This window comes from Acetobacterium sp. UBA5834 (assembly GCF_002435675.1).
GTDB lineage: Bacteria > Bacillota > Clostridia > Eubacteriales > Eubacteriaceae > Acetobacterium > Acetobacterium wieringae.
Map to the genome: position 1 here is coordinate 69,936 of NZ_DJGY01000034.1, position 18,900 is coordinate 88,835.

General features: G+C 44.2%; 13 protein-coding genes. 8 read left to right on the forward strand and 5 right to left on the reverse strand.

What is annotated here, in order from left to right; all coding sequences use genetic code 11:
- Positions 1–5: 5 nt before the first annotated feature.
- From gltB to B3F51_RS07405, 4 genes are all read right to left on the reverse strand, one after another.
- Positions 6–4,589 carry a glutamate synthase large subunit gene (gene gltB, locus B3F51_RS07390; protein ID WP_286946417.1) on the reverse strand — a complete coding sequence of 1,528 codons (4,584 nt, stop codon included), beginning with the start codon at positions 4,587–4,589 and terminating at the stop codon, positions 6–8.
- A 509-nt stretch (positions 4,590–5,098) separates the two neighbouring features.
- Positions 5,099–6,082 (reverse strand): uroporphyrinogen decarboxylase family protein, encoded by a 984-nt coding sequence (locus B3F51_RS07395; RefSeq protein ID WP_070370250.1) that lies wholly within the window; start codon positions 6,080–6,082, stop codon positions 5,099–5,101.
- 94 nt (positions 6,083–6,176) lie between these two features.
- Positions 6,177–6,806 carry a corrinoid protein gene (locus tag B3F51_RS07400; protein WP_070370249.1) on the reverse strand — a complete coding sequence of 210 codons (630 nt, stop codon included), beginning with the start codon at positions 6,804–6,806 and terminating at the stop codon, positions 6,177–6,179.
- Positions 6,807–7,054: 248 nt separating this feature from the next.
- Positions 7,055–7,747: a TetR/AcrR family transcriptional regulator gene (locus B3F51_RS07405; protein WP_286946365.1), complete on the reverse strand. Its 693-nt coding sequence runs from the start codon at positions 7,745–7,747 to the stop codon at positions 7,055–7,057.
- A gap of 245 nt (positions 7,748–7,992) precedes the next feature.
- Here B3F51_RS07405 and B3F51_RS07410 point away from each other — a divergent pair, with 245 nt between their 5' ends.
- The 5 genes from B3F51_RS07410 (at position 7,993) to B3F51_RS07430 (ending at position 12,914) form a co-directional block, all read left to right on the forward strand.
- A complete protein-coding gene (locus B3F51_RS07410) occupies positions 7,993–8,565 on the forward strand; it encodes a hypothetical protein (protein ID WP_286809746.1) in 573 nt (190 codons plus the stop codon).
- Between the two features lie 140 nt (positions 8,566–8,705).
- A complete protein-coding gene (locus B3F51_RS07415; protein ID WP_286946366.1) occupies positions 8,706–9,752 on the forward strand; it encodes an inorganic phosphate transporter in 1,047 nt (348 codons plus the stop codon).
- A 17-nt stretch (positions 9,753–9,769) separates the two neighbouring features.
- Positions 9,770–10,393, forward strand: coding sequence for a DUF47 domain-containing protein (locus B3F51_RS07420; RefSeq protein ID WP_070370245.1), 624 nt, complete (start codon positions 9,770–9,772; stop codon positions 10,391–10,393).
- 352 nt (positions 10,394–10,745) lie between these two features.
- Positions 10,746–12,563: a S8 family serine peptidase gene (locus tag B3F51_RS07425; protein ID WP_286946367.1), complete on the forward strand. Its 1,818-nt coding sequence runs from the start codon at positions 10,746–10,748 to the stop codon at positions 12,561–12,563.
- A 93-nt stretch (positions 12,564–12,656) separates the two neighbouring features.
- Positions 12,657–12,914: an RDAC family protein gene (locus tag B3F51_RS07430; RefSeq protein WP_070370243.1), complete on the forward strand. Its 258-nt coding sequence runs from the start codon at positions 12,657–12,659 to the stop codon at positions 12,912–12,914.
- A gap of 90 nt (positions 12,915–13,004) precedes the next feature.
- Here B3F51_RS07430 and B3F51_RS07435 read toward each other — a convergent pair whose 3' ends face one another.
- Positions 13,005–14,429: a sigma-54 interaction domain-containing protein gene (locus tag B3F51_RS07435; protein WP_286946369.1), complete on the reverse strand. Its 1,425-nt coding sequence runs from the start codon at positions 14,427–14,429 to the stop codon at positions 13,005–13,007.
- A gap of 475 nt (positions 14,430–14,904) precedes the next feature.
- Here B3F51_RS07435 and mtgA point away from each other — a divergent pair, with 475 nt between their 5' ends.
- Genes mtgA through mtgB form a run of 3 tightly spaced genes read left to right on the forward strand, consistent with a single transcriptional unit; the run spans position 14,905 to position 18,892 of the window.
- Positions 14,905–15,825, forward strand: coding sequence for a [methyl-Co(III) glycine betaine-specific corrinoid protein]--tetrahydrofolate methyltransferase MtgA (mtgA, locus tag B3F51_RS07440; RefSeq protein WP_286946371.1), 921 nt, complete (start codon positions 14,905–14,907; stop codon positions 15,823–15,825).
- A gap of 40 nt (positions 15,826–15,865) precedes the next feature.
- On the forward strand, positions 15,866–17,440 hold the full coding sequence (locus B3F51_RS07445) for a glycine betaine uptake BCCT transporter (protein WP_286946373.1): 1,575 nt from the start codon (positions 15,866–15,868) through the stop codon (positions 17,438–17,440).
- 21 nt (positions 17,441–17,461) lie between these two features.
- Positions 17,462–18,892 carry a glycine betaine--corrinoid protein methyltransferase gene (gene mtgB, locus B3F51_RS07450; protein ID WP_286946376.1) on the forward strand — a complete coding sequence of 477 codons (1,431 nt, stop codon included), beginning with the start codon at positions 17,462–17,464 and terminating at the stop codon, positions 18,890–18,892.
- The last annotated feature ends 8 nt before the right edge of the window (positions 18,893–18,900 follow it).

An 18,900-nucleotide genomic window follows, 5' to 3' on the forward strand; every position in this document is an offset into this window, starting at 1 on the left:
CCTCTCTAGTTTCCACTTACCCGGGACAGATCCCGGTTATTTTCTTCGAAAGCCGCCATTAAGGCCTCATCGCCGGTAAGACCGAGGGCTTTAACCCGTTCCATGGCATCCAGCATCCGTTTATAATCTCGAGGTAAAACCTTGGTGAATTGTTTTGCGTAGTGATCAAAGTCATCCAGGATTTTTTGAGCCAGTGAGCTGTTGGTATAATCATGGTGTTTGATGATCAACTCTTTAAGCTCAGCCAATTCGACCGCATCGGTGATTTTTACCAGATCAACCATTTCAGCATTGCAGGATTCACAGAAGTTTTCATCCAAGTCCAGCACATAAGCAATTCCACCGGACATTCCGGCGGCAAAATTTCGCCCGGTTTTTCCCAGAATGACGACCTTTCCGCCGGTCATGTATTCACAACCATGATCGCCCACTGCTTCAACAACGGCAGTAACACCGCTGTTTCTTACACAGAAACGTTCACCGGCGGCACCTCGAATAAAAGCCTCGCCTTCGGTGGCGCCGTAAAAGGCGACATTTCCAACGATGATGTTTTCTTCTGGAACAAAGGTCGCTTCTTTAGGTGGATAAATGACCATTTTTCCACCGGATAAGCCTTTACCGAAATAGTCGTTGGCATCACCTTCCAGCTTGATGGTCATGCCTTTGGGCATAAAGGCACCAAGACTTTGTCCGGAAGAACCTTTGAGGTTAATGGTGATGGTGTCTTCAGGAAGACCAGCTTCACCATAGCGTTTGGTAACTTCATTTCCGACGATGGTACCGACAACCCGGTTGACATTTTTAATTGTGGTGTTAATGACCACTTTTTCAGCTTTTTCCAAAGCAGGTTGGCAGAGTGCCAGGAGTTCGGTTAGATCCTTGGATTTTTCGATATTGTGGTTTTGCTTGATTTGACAATATAAACCGCCGCCTTCTGGAATGGCTGGTTGGTATAAAATACTGGAGAAATCCAGCCCTTTGGTTTTCCAATGATCAATGGCTTTGTTCATTTCCAGTTTATCGGAACGGCCAACCATTTCATCAATGGTTCGAAAACCGAGTTCGGCCATGATTTCCCGCAGTTCCTGGGCGATAAATTTCATAAAGTTAACAACATGACCAGGATCACCCGTGAATCGCTTGCGTAGCTCAGGGTTTTGTGTTGCCACCCCAACCGGGCAGGTATCCAGGTGGCAGACCCGCATCATAACACAACCAAGAATAACCAGTGGTGCAGTCGCAAAGCCGTATTCCTCAGCGCCCAGTAAGGTTGCCACCGCTAAATCTTTACCCGTAAGCAGTTTACCGTCCGTTTCAACTTTTACCCGGGTTCTCAGGTTATTGAGTACCAGCGTCTGATGGGTTTCCGCCAGTCCAAGTTCCCAGGGTAAACCGGCGTGTCGGATACTGGTTCGCGGTGAGGCGCCAGTACCGCCATCGTAACCACTGATTAGAATCACATCGGCTTTTGCTTTGGCAACACCAGCGGCAATGGTTCCAACACCAACTTCAGAAACCAGTTTGACATTGATACTGGCTTCACGGTTGGCATTTTTCAAGTCATGAATCAGCTCGGCTAAATCCTCGATGGAATAAATATCATGGTGTGGCGGTGGTGAAATCAAGCCGACACCAGGTGTTGAATAGCGGGTCTTGGCAACCCAGGGATAAACTTTACGTCCAGGCAATTGTCCACCTTCCCCTGGTTTTGCACCCTGGGCCATTTTGATCTGAATTTCCTGGGCACTGGACAGATAGTGGCTGGTCACTCCAAAGCGACCGGACGCCACCTGTTTAATGGCACTGAGTCGGGAATCGCCATTGTGCAGAGGAATGTGTCTTTCGGGATCTTCACCGCCTTCACCGGTATTACTCTTGCCACCAATCCGGTTCATGGCAATGGCCAGACATTCATGGGCTTCGCTGCTTAATGAACCGTAGGACATCGCTCCGGTTTTAAAGCGGGTACAAATGCTTTCGACGGATTCAACTTCATCAATGGAAATCGGCGCAAGATCTTTAAAAGTCATCATGCCTCTTAACGTACAGGTTCGTTGGCTTTGTTCGTTAATCAGAGCTGTGTATTCCTGATAGGTCTGATAATCACCGTTTCGGCAGGCAGTTTGCAGTTTATAAACAGCTTCGGGGTTATAGGTGTGATATTCACCATCGGCCCGCCATTGAAAATTACCGCCGGATTCCAGCGCATTGGCATCGCCAAAGGGATTACGGTAGGCCTCATCATGACGCATTTGTGATTCCCGGGCGATTTCGTTGATGCCAATCCCTTCGATTCGCGAAGGGGTTCGAGTGAAGTATTTATCAATAACTTCGGAGTTGATCCCCACGGCTTCAAAAATTTGGGCACCATGATAACTTAAAATGGTTGAGATACCCATTTTTGACAGAACCTTGATGACCCCTTTACTGACGGTTTTGATATAGGTTTTGACCGCTTTTTCATAGGCTACATCGGTTAACATGCCACGATCAATCAGATCAGCAACGCTTTCGAAAGCCAGATAGGGATTAACAGCGGTGGCGCCATAGCCGATCAGTACGGCAAAATGATGAACCTCCCGGGGTTCGCCGGACTCGACAACTAAACTGACTCGGGTTCGGGTCAGATTATTAACCAAATGATGATGGAGACCAGCAATCGCCAGTGCCGATGGGATGGGAACCATTTTTTCATTGACACCCCGGTCAGAAAGGACAATGATCGTATTGCCGTCAGCAATTGCCTGATCAGCGGCAGCAAAAATGTCGTTCAGGGCTTTTTCCAGACCGTCACCACCGGTATTGCTTTCAAACAAGGTGGATAAGGTAATGGTTTTAATTCGGGGATCATTAAGCTGCCGGATTTTTTCCAGATCTTCATTGCTAAGAATCGGCATATCCAGACTGATCTGGTGACAACTTTCGGGCAATGGATTAATCAGGTTACCTTCGCCGCCGAGATAGACTTCCGTTCCGGTGATCAATTCCTCCCGCAGGGCATCAATTGGCGGGTTGGTTACCTGAGCGAACATCTGCTTAAAGTAATTAAACAGAACCTGGGATTTATCGGACAAAACGGCCAGTGGAATATCGTTACCCATTGCACCAATCGGATCAACACCGTCTTTAGCCATTGGGATAATCAATGCTTTTAAATCTTCATAAGTGTAGCCAAAAGTTTTTTGACGCTGAATCAGGGTTGCCTTATCAGTGACATACTTTGTCTTTGGTTCTGGTAATTTGGTGATCGGGATGTTATGTTTTTCAAGCCATTCGGCGTAAGGCTGTTGCGATGCAACGGCGTGTTTCAGATCTTCATCGTTGATGATTTCACCTTTTTCAGTGTCAATCATCAACATTCGTCCTGGTTTTAAACGCTCCTTGCAAAGAATGTTTTCAGGGGGAATGTCTAAAACACCGACTTCTGAGGAAAGAATAACCATGTCGTCCTTGGTCACATAGTAGCGGGAAGGACGGAGGCCGTTACGGTCAAGAACGGCACCCAGGCGAACACCGTCGGTGAACGCAATGGCGGCAGGTCCGTCCCAAGGTTCCAGCATTCTGGCGTGGTAATTATAGAAGGCTTTTTTCTCAGGACTCATGGTCTGGTGCTTGGCCCAGGGTTCAGGGATCATCATCATGGCACTGTGAGCCAGAGAACGTCCGGTCAGACTCAAAAATTCAAAGGTGTTATCAAAGATGGACGAGTCACTACCATCGACATCAACAACCGGGAAGGTCTTTTCCAGCTCATTGCCAAAAAGCTCGCTTTGGAGCAGGGATTGACGGGCGTACATCCAGTTGACGTTGCCTCGAAGGGTATTAATTTCACCGTTATGGATCACATAGCGGTTGGGGTGCGCTCTTTCCCAGCTGGGGAAGGTATTGGTACTGAAACGGGAATGAACCATGGCAATGGCAGTGGTCACATCGGGATCCTGTAAATCCAGATAAAACTGACCGACCTGATCTTCGGTTAGCATCCCTTTATAGACGATGGTACGGGATGAAAAACTGGCAGCGTAAAAGGATAGTCCGGCTTTTTTTGTTTTCTTTTCAGCCTGTTTTCGAATGGTGTAAAGCTTGCGCTCGAAATCCATGGTATCGGTTAAAGCCGCATCTTTTTGAATAAACACCTGTTTGAGGAAAGGCATACTGTCAACGGCGGTTTTTCCCAGATCACAAAGATCCACCGGAACATCACGCCAGCCCAGCAGGGTTTGACCCTCTTCGATGATAATGTCTTCCAGAATTCTTTCGCATTGGTTTCTTTCATTGACATCGGTGGGCATAAATAACATCCCCAAACCATAGTCGCCAGGTTGGGGCAGAGTAAAGCCTTCTTTAATCGAAGCTTTTTCCATAAACTGGTGGGGGATCTGGATCAGAATTCCGGCACCATCGCCAGTGTTCTGTTCGGAGCCCCGACCGCCACGGTGTTGTAAATTGACAAGTGTTGTTAAGGCCTGCTTTACAATATCATGGGATTTTTTTCCTTTGATATGGACAATCGCTCCAATACCACAGGCATCATGTTCGAAAGCGGGATCATAAAGTCCCTGCTTTGGTGGTAAACTAGTGTGTTTCATACGCATTTTAACCTTCCTCAGAAAAATCTTTTGTTATGACCAGAATACTATTGGTTGAGTAAACATTCAATAGTATTTATTATTATAAAACGGGAATTTATTATTTCCTTCTATATATATTATAAGTATCCATCGTCAGCGAAAGAAATATTAGTAAAATATTAAGCTTAAAAAATCCCCGATTGTTATAGACAAGATGGAGTCTTATAATTATACTATAAAGACAGATAATTACCACAAAAATTTATTGATCAAATCGAATAAATGGCGCTTTTTTTATAATGTATTTTGCAAATTAATGCAATCAGTGTTTTTGAATGGCGTTCAATTGTATGCCAAAACCGCACAGTTAAGCCCTGTATTCATTTACAGATTACGTTGATTAAATCTCAACGATGTATGGGTTCGGGATAAATGTTTTTTTAAGATTTTATTCAATAATAATAGCTCTATCATGAAACAGAACCCATTGAGTTTGCTTCCGATAGAGCTAATTTATTTTTTCTATTTTAAAACATTTCTTTACTGAGTTGGTCGATCACTTCGCTGGTAGCTTCATAAACCCCAGGGAACGAGCTGATATTTAATCCTTGACTTAAATTTGGTATAAAATAGAGTTTGCCACATTCCTCGCAGGCTTTTTTCGCATCTTCATAAATTTTTTCACGGGTCCAGCCAGGGAAATCAACCCGGCCGCTATCAATGTCGCCCATAAACGAAATTTGACCACCGTATTTTTTGATCAATTCTGGCACGTTGTTCGTTGTCATAACGCCCTGCCAGATATCAACACCCATTTCGATCATTTCTGGAACGAGCGTCGCAGCATAGGAGTCACTGTGGTGAACAATCAGTTCAACACCATTGGCTTTCCAGAAGCCGTAGACTTTCTTGTAGGCAGGCAGAATGAACTCATCAAACATTGCCGGAGAGATAAATGTAGAGATTTGGCTGCCCCAATCGTCATGATGGAATAAAGCATCGGGTTGAATATGTTTGAGATATTCATTGGCATAAGCCAATTCATACTCAACAACATAATCGATCAGTTCTTTCATGGCTTCGGGTTCTTCGTACAAAGCCATCAGAGCATCTTCCATGCTCATCAGATGGTGGGTCATTTCAAAAATACCAGGAGCACAAAATGCGGTGACAAATTTGTCGTTGCGGTCAACTGAATTGGCATGGGCAACGGCAGCAGCCCAGGCTTCTTCTGAGGTTTCAATGGCCGGAGCTTTGACTTGGTTCTTCCAATCGGTGATATCTTTTAAGGCCTTGTGTTCGTCATCATGCATGGGAAATGAACCGATTTGATCGGCAGGCCAATCGAAGGTGATGCCCCATTTGTTTTTTACTCGTGTACCAGGAGCAGGTGCCAGCGGTAAATCCATGGGAGCCTCCATGATCAGATCCATAAACTCGTATTGATTGACAAAGCGATCGGGGTTTCCGCCTTTGATGGTTTCCATTAAGTTTTGTCGTTTTGTTAACATAATAATACCTCCTGAAATTTTGGTATGTTTAATAGAATGGTGGAAATGTTAGGTTTTTGGAATTGTTGTAATTAATTTTTTAAGAAGGATGAATTTAAGCGGTAACCAGCTCTTTCGCTTTAACGGCAGCGCTACCGGCATCAGGGGCATAACCATCAGCACCGACTTCAGCAGCATATTCCGGGGTGACCGGGGCGCCGCCAACAATCACTTTCATCTCCGGATGAGCGGCTTTAATGGTCTGTACTGCTTCTTTTAAGGCTGGCATGGTGGTGGTCAATAGACCGGAACAGGCCACCAGTTTGACATTGGCATTGTCTTTAACCGCCTGAACAAAGGTATCAGCAGGGACATCAACGCCCAAATCAACCATATCAAAACCAGCACTTTCAATCATCATCGAAACCAGGTTTTTACCGATATCGTGAAGGTCACCGGCAACCGTACCGATGATGCAGGTGCCCAGCGAGGTGGAACCATCGCCAGCCATCAGTGGCTTTAATACTTCCACGCCTTTTGACATGGCTTTGGCAGCAATTAGCATTTCCGGGACAAAAATTTCGCCGGATGAGAATTTGTCCCCAACGATGCCCATGGAATCAACCATGGCCTGGAGAATTTCTGCAGGTGAGCTGCCTTCGTCGAGTGCTTCCTGTACCAGTCCGGGGACCAGTTTTGATTTTCCAGCTTCGACCTTTGCTTTGACTTCTTGAATTTTTGACATATTTTCCTCCTTGTGTGGTGTTTTTATTAGCGATGCTTACGTGTGTGCGTAAGCGAATCGTCAAATACATTAAAGTGATGAGTAAAACGAACACGTTTACAACCAATATTGTAATTGCTTGCGAGCAATTACAATATATATGATCGATCGCAAAAAGTCAACTAAATTCGTAAAATAAAAATAAACAACCAAAAAAAGCCTTAAGAAAACGATTAATATCTCAATAAAACAAAAAATAAAAGATGCCGCTATTGTTTGCGAACAATAGCGGCATCTTCGATATACAAATAATTTTTTACTTGCGTTAATTGGGGATATTCTTCGAGCAATCGATCAATGGTACAGTTGGCTGAGCTGATTAGAGACTTAATTAGCAAATGATTCGAATCAATTTTTAGCGAGTAAAACATCTGATTGATACAGAGATCGAAAATTTCTTCTTTTGAAATTTGGATTTCCTTTTCGTACTGCTTCATGGTTAAGGCCCGAATTACTCCAAAAGAGGCAGTTACAGCACAATCCAGGGTGAGACCTTTGTCGGAGCTGGCAATTTGATTGTTCTGGGCAACCAATGTTTTATATAGTTCATAAAGATTGCCATCCCGGGTGGCTTTTTCAAGTAAATCGAATTTATTCATTTCGTAAATAAAGCGGTCATAGTGCGGGTCAATTCCGGTCAGCTTAAAATGTAATTTAAAAAAGGTGATTAACTGTAACAATTCATCATCCGTGGGGAGATACTTAAGCAAATGCGAATAGAGCATCTCATAATTGTAATTGAGCATATCACTGGCGATAATGTCTTTGGTTTTAAAATAATAGGTGACCAAACCCAGATTGACTCCAGCTTCTTTGGCGATCATGGTGTTTGGTGTGTTGGCGTAACCGTTTTCCAGGTATAGCCGTTTGGCGGTATTATAGATTTTATCTCTGGTATTCATGGTGGCTGTCCTCATTCTTTTGTAGTATAAGGATATAATAGCATAAAAAATGAAACGTCGTCCATGTCTAATTTATTTGTATGGAGACTGTGCTGAGTTATTGAAATGATAACAAGACAAAAAGATAAAAAGAAGCGAATTAAGATTTAAGATGTACATATTCGGGTAAAAATTATATAATTAACTAACAGCCGAAAGTTTGAAGCTGATTCAATCCTGAAATTAAGAAAGACGAGGGTTATGGAATGAATAGACTTAAGTTATTGCTTGTGTTGGGCGTCGTGATGATATTGGTGTCCGTTCTGGTAGGATGCGGCGGAAATACAAATAGTGGCAGTACTACCGGTCAATCTAATGTTTCAAGAGATACCGTTTATGAGTTTTATGATAAGGTGCAATTAGATCAGAACAAGGAACAGGTCGATGCCGAATTGGGTGTGCTTCCGACCGAAAGTGCCCAAATGAAAAACAGCTTTGCATATGTGAATGATAACACCGGTTTTGGGGTGAGTGTTTTGTTTGACGAAAATGGATTGGCTACCAGTAAAACCTTGTTTTATCCGATGACCGAAGATCTGGCTTTTCTAACAACAAAGCCGGTAACCGAGGCGCAGGCAGAGAGTATTCCTGATGGAGCGACGTACGACGAAGTCAAAAAGATCCTCGGCGGCGATGGGACCGAAACCAGTGCAACGCAGATTCCCTTTGAAGATAATAAGGTTAGCTATATAAGGGTTTGGGTTAACCAGGATGGAACCATGCTTCAGGCAGTCTTTCTAACGGATGGAACCACCAGTAATGTGATGTTTTTTGATTAATGAGAACAATATCTCAAACTGTCTTTTGGCAGCTTGAGATATTTTTTATCGGGTAATTACTATGGCATCTTATCCGGCTGCTGATATGGTAATAAAAATAAAATTAGGTTGAATGTTCGCAAGATTTCAGGAGTGGAGAAATGATATCAGTAAGTGCCACAATCATATTAGTTTTAGTCATTATAATCGGCCTTGTTTTTGCATTGACAAATGGGCTTCACGATGCCAGTTCGGTGGTGGCAACCTTTATCAATTGTGGAGCCGCCAGCCCGAAACAAGCCATTGCGGTCGCCTCTATCTTTGGTCTGATTGGGGCGGTAGTCGGCGGGAATCTGGTGGCTGATGCGATATCAGAGCTGATTGATCTGCCAACCGATGCTGCTTTATTGACGATTCTTTTTGCGGCAGTTTTCGGAGCGACCTTATGGAATTTAATAACCTGGAAATTGGGGTTGCCTTCCAGTTCCACCCATGCACTCATCGGCGGAATCATTGGTGCTGTGATTGTATCTTCTGGTTATGAACATATTTTATGGGGCTGGGCAGAGCTGATTGGTGACAGCCACCAAATCACCGGTATTGTAAAAGTGATTATGGCCTTGTTTTTGTCTCCGGTTATTGGTTTTGCGATTGCCTTTTTTCTGGAAAAAATGACAAAGCTGCTGTTGCGTAATGCCAGGGTTTCCATCAATAAGCGGATCAATAAAATTCAGTGGTTCATCGTGGCGGGTCTTGCTTACAGCCATGGGTCCAATGATACCCAAAAGATTATTGGGCTATTCACATTGGCTCTGGCCGCCTGGAGCGGCACGGTTGTTCATTCGGCACCGCTATGGGCTCGGGTCAGTGGTGGAATTGTCATGTTCATGGGCACCTTGCTGGGTGGATGGAGTATCATGAAGACGCTGGGACGGGGCATTTTTGATATTAAACCGCTGCATAGCTTAAATTCGCAATTATCCTCGGTAAGTTCGATTTTAGGGGCAAACCTGGTTGGGGCACCGGTTTCAACAACGCATGTTGTCGTTGGTGGGATTATGGGAGTAGGTGCTGGCGATGAATATAAAATGGTTCATTGGGGTATCGTTAAAGAAATTCTGGTAGCGTGGTGTATTACCATTCCCTTGTCGGCTTTGGTATCCGCCTTTATTTATACCATAACAACAGTTATTTTTAATGTGATTTAGAAAGTGAGAAAAACATAATGGAGAAAAGAAATATAATTGATCGGATTTTTCCAATAAAATATCATTTTCATCAGATGCTGTTTATGCAGGCCCAAAGCAATGCATTGGGGGTAGGTGCCTTATATGATTGGTTGAAAAGCTCAGCAGAATCGGATTGTGAAGCATTGACCCGATATGTAAAGGAAGCGGATGAAATCCGGATGGAAATGGAAAAAAATCTGACGGAAGCATTTGCAACGCCTTTTGACCGGGGGGATATCTACTCAATATCGGTAGGGATGAACCGGGTTCTTAAATACGCGCAGTCAACGCTGATTTCCATGAAAACCTTTGATGTCAAAGCCAATGAAACCATCATCAGTATGGTGGAACAGTTAAACTTAGGCGTGGAAATTTTTGCTGAGGCGGTTCAAGATCTTAAAAAGAACCATGGCAAATCTGAGGAAGCGGTGGGCAAAATGAGAGCGACCCACCGGGAAATCGAAAAACTCTATATGGATGGCATGGTGTTTGTATTTGCTGGAACCGACCCCATGGAGGCTCTAAAGAAACGGGAAGTTTATCATCATATCAAAGATGCTTCAACAAACCTGGAAGAAACGGTGGATGTACTGCATCGGATTATTGTGAGGCTGACATAAAGCTGGTTATAAGATATTAAGAAACAAAATGATATGAAGAAAAGTCTATGGATGTAGATTCTTTTTTTGGCGACCCTTTCAATAATGTGAGGCGCTTTAAGACAGTATTAAGAGTAAGTGATGTTAAAAATATATGGAATAATTTTATGATGTTTGATTTACAAAAGAAATCGTTCCGTTTAAGCAAATATAATATTAAAATCTTTAAGCATTGTCTGAAATGATGCAGAAAATAAAGTATTTATGTTATAGTAATATATCCTAAATGGCATGAGTATTAGAAGAGTAAAGGATTACATCATGAATGATAATGTAAACAAAACCAACGCCAGAAACAGCGCAGGAGGACATCATGAATAAGAGATTTGGCATATTAAAACGAGGATTGGCAATCATGACCGTTTTTTGTTTGTTGTTTCCAGCGACGAGCCACGCAGAAGATTCAGTTAATCCGGCAGTTCAGTCTATTATGACGACAAGGCCAGTGGAAATGAGTGCGCCAGGGGGTGACGGGGCGGAATCCGGTGATGGGGAACCTACCGAGATTGAAACCATGGAACAGCTGCCGGAAGTGAATACCAACGAAAATCTGGAGCAGCAAATCATTATTGTTTACGCCAAAAGTGGTGAAGACAATGTTAAAGAGCTGGCATTGACTACCGAGGAGGTGGCTTCTGGAGAGCAGCTATCGAACCGGGTTGATCTGATCGAAGTCAGTGATAAAACAAATGTGGATGCGCTGATGGCTGATCTGGCCCAGAATCCCAATGTCCTGACGGTGGATAAAAACGACAAAATTCAAGTGACATCATTGCCCAATGATCCTTACGTGACCAATGGTTCGGCCTGGCAGTTTCAACGAATCGGTGCCGATCAGATCTGGAACCAGATATCCAATGCCGACCCGGTGGTAGTGGCTGTGATTGATACTGGATTAAATGTCAATCATCCGGATCTGATTGGCAACACGGTGGCCGGGTATGATTTTGTGACCGGCAAGACAAACGTGGTGGATCTGGCTGGCCACGGTACTGCTGTCAGTGGGTGTATTGCGGCGGTTACCAATAATGGAATTGGCACAGCGGGAATTTCCGGTTTGGCCAATATTAAAATTGCCCCTTACCGTACCGGGGGGATGTATAGCGGGGATACTCAGCTGGATGTGGCCTATATTTGCGCTGCCATTCTTTCGGCTGCAGAGCGGCCGGAGGTAAAGGTCATCAATATGAGTTTTGGCGGATACGGAACCTTTTCTTCACTGGCGGTAGCAGTTAGTGAGGCGGTCAGCGCCGGTAAAATAGTGGTGGCATCATCAGGTAACGAAGGTGAGTCCTGGAATTCCCGGGTGGGACAATATGCCTATCCGGCATCTTATGACCATGTTATATCGGTAGGTGCTACAAACAAGGATAACAACCGGGCTTCCTTTTCTCAGTATAATGATCGGGTGGATTTGGTGGCCCCAGGCCAATCCGTTTTAACCACCGCCAGAAGTGGCGGCTACGAATATGCCAGTGGTACGTCTTTTTCCAGTCCGATTGTGGCTGGCGCCTGTGCAGTATTGATGGCAGCGGATGCCAGTCTCGATGCCGAAGCGGTTGAAACGCTTCTAAAAAGTACAGCCCTGGATCTGGGAACAACCGGTAGCGATCCTTACTATGGTAGTGGGTTGATTCAGTTGGGTTTGGCGGTGGCAGCCATTCATTCAAGTGACACAGTGGGGTCGACCTATCGTACCCACGTCCAGAATATCGGCTGGCAGGACTGGAAAAGTGACGGTCAGAGCAGTGGTACATCAGGCCAATCCCTGCGATTGGAGGGAATTGAGATAAAAATGAATAATCTGGGCAATGATCTCGGTATTGAGTATCAGACCCATGTTCAGAACATTGGTTGGCAGGGTTTTAAGCGAGATGGTCAAACCAGCGGAACCTTTGGCCAATCCCTGCGGTTGGAGGCGATTCAAATTCGTTTGACCGGCGCTGCGGCAACCAGCTACGATGTCTATTATCGGGTTCACAGCCAGAATTACGGCTGGTTGGATTGGGCCAAAAATGGCGGTAGCTCCGGAACTCAGGGAAAGTCTCTGCGACTGGAGGCGATCGAAATTCGCATTGTCCCTAAAGGTGCGGCGGCACCAGGATCGACCAGTCGGCCATTTGTCAGCTAAAAAAAGAATTGGCAATAAAAATTTTATGAATAAAAGCAGTTTTTATGGGTAGATGAACTTATAAGAAATCATTATGGGAAGGAGTGTCAGGAGATGATTATTACCTGGGATAATATCAGTGAGATAAATAGGCGTATTACAGAACGGGATTTGGCGTATAAGGTGCACTTGAGTGATGCCTGCGGCGGGCAGAGCATGTGGATTGAATCGATGGATAAAGATAATCGGTTTGATAACCTGGATGTTTTGAATGGGTTGATCCAGAATTATTTTACCGAGATTCATGCCGATGTCGAGTTTAGTTGGGATAAGAAATCGTTCTGGTCAAAGGATCGTTCCCTGGTATTTTAAACAGCATATTAAACCGTGACTTGGTGGGGTCGGCCCACTTAAATACAACACCAAAAAAGGAGCTTTTCAGCCCCCCTGTTTATGGTGTTGTTATTTTTTGATGTATTTATTCACCAGGCGATAAGCTGTCGTCTGGCTTAACCCCAGAGAATCGGCCAGGTCATTGATGTTGCCGTAGATCTCAAAATAATCTTCAATCAGTCCCCGTTTGTAATTCTCAACCAGGTCATCAAAAATGACCTGTCTTTTTTTAATTCCCTCATTGGCGAAAAAGGAACTCAGTTGTTCGGGCAGTTTATCAATGCCGATAACACTGCCAAGACTCATTACTGCCATCTGCTCCACGGCGTTTTTCAATTGCCGGACATTTCCCGGCCAGTCGTATTGAATCAGCGATTCGATTACCGGATTTGAGAAAACCTTGTTCTGATTGTATTTTTTATTGTATTCTTTCAAATAATACTGGGCAATCGGAAAAATATCGTCCCGTCGTTCCCGAAGTGAGGGGATGGTTTGGGTGATGCCGTTAATTCGCCAGTAGAGATCTTCCCGGAAGCTGTTTTTAGCGACCAGATCCTCCAGATTCTTGTTGGTGGCGGTGACAATCCGGGTATTGACGGTTTTGGATTCCAAGCCACCGACCGAAGTGAAGCGTTTGTTTTCCAGAAAATCCAGTAGTTTAACCTGGATATTGGGCTGCAATTCGCCGATTTCATCGAGAAACAGGGTGCCGTTATCAGCCATTTCCACCAGACCCTTTTTTCCTTTGGGACTGGCACCGGTGAAGGCATAGGGGACATAGCCGAAGAGCTCGCTTTCAATCAGGTTATCAGGAATGGAAGCGCAGTTTATCGAAATAAACGGGTTGGTTTTCCGGGGGCTGCAATCATGAATAAACTTGGCAACTAGACTCTTACCTACCCCGCTTTCGCCCAATAACAGAATCGGGATATCGGATTTGGCCGCTTTCTTCAGTTTATGCAGGGTTTGGTAGAGGATGTAGCTGCGGCCAACAATGTTGTTGCTGGCCTTGGTTCGTTCCTCACGGGAACCTTTGTGCGCTTTGAGTTCGTTATCGTCATCGGTTTCTTTTTCAGGATTCAGATAGTCCAGGTCAAATTCCACAAACGACTCCCGTTTTAAGGTATTGTAAACCAGCATCACCAACTCGTGATCGGGATTATAAAGCGGGGTGGTGATGGTGATGTGTTCCTCATCGGTAAGCAGGGAACGCTGGCGGGAGATGATGGTGTGTTTTTTTTTGATGGCAGTTGCCGTCGAAGGAGGGGTCCAGAAGCCCTGAAACGAAGTCAAGAAATTTAACTTCCACATTTTTTCGGCGGAAATGCCATGGTATTCCAGACAGGCCGGATTGGCATAGAGAACATTGCCATCCTTATCGGTAACAGTCACCTCAATAAAACTATTCTCCAGAATATCCAGAAAAAATTCGCTGGAGAGGGTCTTCAGATACGCCTGATATTCCGGACTGTGATTAAATGCATTGGTAATCATTATTTTCCTATCACATATCCTAAGATATGTTCTCCTTATTATTTAGTGCGATTTTATCGTGCCGGGAAAGTACCGCCTGATACAAATCGTTTTCATCGATGAACTGATGATAAATCAAAATCGTCTGTTATTCAAGTGAAAAAGAAAATTATCGGGATTTTTCAAAAATGAAAAATAAACGGGTCGCTTTTCATTTCTGAAAAAAAGAATACATTACGAATGGTCAAAAATGGCTATAAATAGAATATAACGTATTTTGCTGTTTTGGCACGATAATTGCGATACATATTGGCAGATCAAACACGACATCTCGTAAATATATGAGAAAGGAGAAAAAAGCAGTTGTAATCGATACGACTACGAGAAAGAAAAACAGAAGCCATCGCATAAGGTCTGATGATTAGGGGAGAAGGGCGATTTGTTTTTTGTTTGTGAATTTCGCAATTATTAAGTTTTATTTTAGAAGGAGTACAAAATGTTTAGATTTACTACAGATCAATTTGTTTACGACATTAATGGCACCAAAATTGGTGGACAACCGGGGGAGTATCCGACGGTTTTAATTGGCAGTATTTTTTATCGGGGGCATAAAATTATTAAGGATTCAGAAAAAGGTGTCTTTGATGAAGATGCAGCCAAAGCCTTACTGGATGCTGAAGCGGAATTGTCAGCAGAAACTGGCAATCCTAGAATTGTGGATGTCCTTGGCGACACCGAGGTGGCATTGACCAAACATGTCGAGTTTGTATTAAAGAATACATCTTCACCAATTTTACTGGATAGTCCCAGTCCGGAAGTTCGAATGGATACCCTTAAACACTTTGCTAAAGATGAAGCTGCCATGAGCAGAATTATTTATAATTCGCTGGAAGAAAGCTGCACCGAAGAAGAATTGGAAGTGTTAAAAGAGTGTGGTGTTAAAACAGCTGTTATTCTGGCCTTTAGTAAGAAAAGTCTGCAACCGGCAAAACGGGTAAAATTGCTGGTTGGTGATGAAAAGCATGAGGGCCTGCTGACCAAAGCAAAAAGAGCTGGCGTGGAACAATTCCTGATTGACCCCGGTGTGTTGGATGTTGCCAGCAGCAGCTGGACTGCCATGGCGATTCGCGATATTAAAGAACAGTATGGTTTGCCGGGTGGCTGTGCCTCCTCGAATGCTTTATATCTCTGGAAAAAAATGCGTTCCAAAGGCAGCCCTTATTTTGAAGCGGCAGGCGCTTCGGTATTTACCTTCCCATTGACCCATGGCGCCGATTTTATTTTATACGGACCAATGGCTAATGCCGCCTGGGTATATCAGGCAGCTGCTACTACGGATGCGATGATGGCCTATTGCAATAAGATTACCGGCACAAAACTGGGCACCCTGGAAACACCACTGATGAAAATATTCTAAAAAATTTCTAAAAACAAATTTAGAAGGAGGATTACGTGTGATGGAAGAAAAAAAACCAGCAGCCAAGATGAAGGATAAAACCGTATTCTATGTTTCTGCGGGGATTGCATTAGTATTTGTATTATTAAGCTTACTTTTTACTGAAGGCACAAGCGCCGTTTTTAATCAGCTGTTTGCAATCATTACAACGAATTTTGGATGGTTATATTTAGTAGCGGTGGGGATTTTTATCGTTTTTGCCATCGGTTTAGTGGTCAGTCCCTTTGGAAAAATAAAACTGGGAAAAGATGACGACAAACCGGAGTTTTCGAATTTTCAATGGTTTTCGATGCTGTTCGGAGGCGGAATGGGGATTGGTCTGGTTTTCTGGTCGGTTTCCGAACCGATTATGCATTATCTGACCCCGCCAATGGGTGAAGGCGGAACGCAGGCGGCTCAGGAGCTGGCGATGCGAATCGTATTCTTCCACTGGGGATTGCACCCCTGGGTCATTTTTGCCATCGGTGGTTTAGGTCTGGCTTATTTCCAATTCAGAAAAGGCATGCCATTTCTGATCAGTTCGGCCTTTTATCCCTTGATTGGTGATAAGGTAAAAGGACCGATTGGTAAAACAATTGATATTCTGGCTGTTTTTGCCACTATTTTTGGGGTCGCAACCAGCCTTGGTTTTGGATCAAGCCAGATTGCTACTGGACTTAACTACATCTGGGGCATTGAAGCGACACCAATGACCATTTCGATTATCATTGCAATTATGACAGCCATCTTTACATTGGCGACTGTTTCCGGTTTGCATAAAGCCATGCAGTTGGCGGCAGATATTAAAATCTGGCTATCAATCGCCTTTATGGTATTTATCTTTGTTTTTGGTGGCAGTGTTTATATTTTAAATAATTTTACCAATTCATTGGGCGCCTATCTGCAAAACCTGGTGGGACAAACCTTCTGGATGGGAAATGTTGAGTGGGTTAACGGCTGGACCGTCTTCTATTGGGCATGGTGGATTGCCTGGGCACCGTTTGTAGGACAGTTTGTCGCCCGGGTTTCGAAAGGCCGTACGATCCGAGAATTTGTTATTGCGGTATCCCTTCTGCCTTCCGGTTTTTCACTGATTTGGATTGCCATTTATGGTGGTGCCGCCTTTAATTTAAACGCAATAACCAATGGCGCCATTGAAGCTGCCGTCGGTGCAGATTATACGACTGGACTCTATGCATTGCTGCAACAGCTGCCAGCTTACGGAATCACCTCGATCCTGGCGATCTTCCTGATTGTTGTCTGTTTTGTTGGCGCGGCCAATTCAGCCACTTACGTTTTGGCAATGCTGACTTCCGGCGGCGATATGGATCCGGATAAAAAGCTTCGCGGCGGTTGGGGGATTGCCCAGGGTCTCATTACCATCGTGCTGATTCTGGTTGGTGGAACATCAGCATTAAAAGTTTTACAAACCGCTTCAATTGTTGCCGCCTTCCCCTATATGCTGGTCATGCTGGTCATGTGCGTCAGTATATTAAAAGCGTTGAAGGCCGACTACAATGAAACCCAGGGACTGATAAACAGTAACGAATTGAACAACATTGGCAGCGCACAACAGGCTGTGGAAGGTCAAGAATAAATAAAGAAAGAGGTATTTTAGATGTTACCAAAATTTGATGTATTAACGGATGAACAAATTAACAAGATTCACAAGAACAGTATGAAGATTCTAAAGGAAATTGGAATTGAGTTCTCCTATGATCCGGTCATTGAAATTTTCAAAAAACATGGTCAACGGGTCGAAGGACACCGCGTTTTTCTGGAACCGGACTTTGTCGAAGAAATGGTTGAAAAGGCCCCAGCTCAGTTTACCCTGCATGCCCGTAATCCTGAACACAATCTGGTTTGTGGCGATGGTAATACCATTTACATGCCGGGTTATGGCGCTCCCTTTATTTATGATGCAGATGGTGGTAAACGCGATGCGACCATGGCCGACTATGATAATTTTGTAAAACTGGCTGGTGCCAGCAAAAATATCCATATGACCGGCGGGACAGTTGTTGAACCGACTGATGTGCCCGATGACATCCGTCATCTTAAAATGGCTTACAGCCATATCACCAATTCGGACAAGTGCTTTATGGGTAGCTCATCTGGCTATGAATTTGCCAGAGACTCCATCGAGATGACCGCCATTCTTCATGGGGGACTGGATGTGATCAAAGAAAAACCGGCTCTGATCTGCCTGATCAACTCGGTGACACCGCTTAAATATGACGATCGAATGCTGGGTGGTTTAATGGCCTACGCTGAAACGGGACAGCCAATGGTTATTGCTTCATTGGTAATGGCCGGATCAACCGGACCAGCTACCATGGCAGGGGCGCTATCATTACAGAATGCGGAAGTTCTGGCAGGAATTACCCTGGCTCAGTGTATCAACCCCGGGACTCCAGTTGTTTATGGATCAACTTCTACCGCCTCAGATATGTCAACCGGTTCATTATCAATTGGTAATCCGGAAAATGCCTTGTTCGCATCAGCCAGTGCCCAGTTATCACGGTTCTATGGTGTTCCGTGTCGTGGGGGCGGCGGTTTGAGTGATGCTAAAACCGTTGATGCCCAGGCCGGTTATGAATCGATGATGGTTCTCTTTGCAGCCAGCACCACCGGCGTCAACTTTGTGTTACATACAGCCGGGATTCTGCAATATTACATGGCCATGTCTTATGAAAAGTTCATGGTAGATGATGAAATCGCCGGTATGGTATTGCGCTACCTAAAAGGTTTTGATTGTGATAGCGATGAAAAAATGGCCTTTGACGTCATTAAGACTGTAGGACCAGGCGGACATTTCCTGACTCAGAAACATACGCGTAAGAATTTTAAAACCGAATTCTTCCGACCAGCCTTAAGTGACAGACAGTCATTTGATGCGTGGGCCAAAGATGGGTTGGATACCAACCAGCGAGCCAAAGCCCGATGGCAGGAAGTGTTGGCAAATTACACTGCTCCAGAACTGGATGCTGACGTGAAAGCCAAAATTGAAGCATTTATTGAAAAACGAACCAAAGAATTGATTAAATAACAATAATA

Coding starts and splice junctions, on each gene's coding strand:
- B3F51_RS07410 (WP_286809746.1), top strand. CDS start 7,993: ATGAATAGACTTAAGTTATTGCTTGTGTTGGGCGTCGTGATGATATTG.
- mtgA (WP_286946371.1), top strand. CDS start 14,905: ATGTTTAGATTTACTACAGATCAATTTGTTTACGACATTAATGGCACC.
- B3F51_RS07420 (WP_070370245.1), top strand. CDS start 9,770: ATGGAGAAAAGAAATATAATTGATCGGATTTTTCCAATAAAATATCAT.
- B3F51_RS07445 (WP_286946373.1), top strand. CDS start 15,866: ATGGAAGAAAAAAAACCAGCAGCCAAGATGAAGGATAAAACCGTATTC.
- gltB (WP_286946417.1), bottom strand. CDS start 4,589: ATGAAACACACTAGTTTACCACCAAAGCAGGGACTTTATGATCCCGCT.
- B3F51_RS07415 (WP_286946366.1), top strand. CDS start 8,706: ATGATATCAGTAAGTGCCACAATCATATTAGTTTTAGTCATTATAATC.
- B3F51_RS07405 (WP_286946365.1), bottom strand. CDS start 7,747: ATGAATACCAGAGATAAAATCTATAATACCGCCAAACGGCTATACCTG.
- B3F51_RS07430 (WP_070370243.1), top strand. CDS start 12,657: ATGATTATTACCTGGGATAATATCAGTGAGATAAATAGGCGTATTACA.
- B3F51_RS07400 (WP_070370249.1), bottom strand. CDS start 6,806: ATGTCAAAAATTCAAGAAGTCAAAGCAAAGGTCGAAGCTGGAAAATCA.
- B3F51_RS07395 (WP_070370250.1), bottom strand. CDS start 6,082: ATGTTAACAAAACGACAAAACTTAATGGAAACCATCAAAGGCGGAAAC.
- B3F51_RS07435 (WP_286946369.1), bottom strand. CDS start 14,429: ATGATTACCAATGCATTTAATCACAGTCCGGAATATCAGGCGTATCTG.
- B3F51_RS07425 (WP_286946367.1), top strand. CDS start 10,746: ATGAATAAGAGATTTGGCATATTAAAACGAGGATTGGCAATCATGACC.
- mtgB (WP_286946376.1), top strand. CDS start 17,462: ATGTTACCAAAATTTGATGTATTAACGGATGAACAAATTAACAAGATT.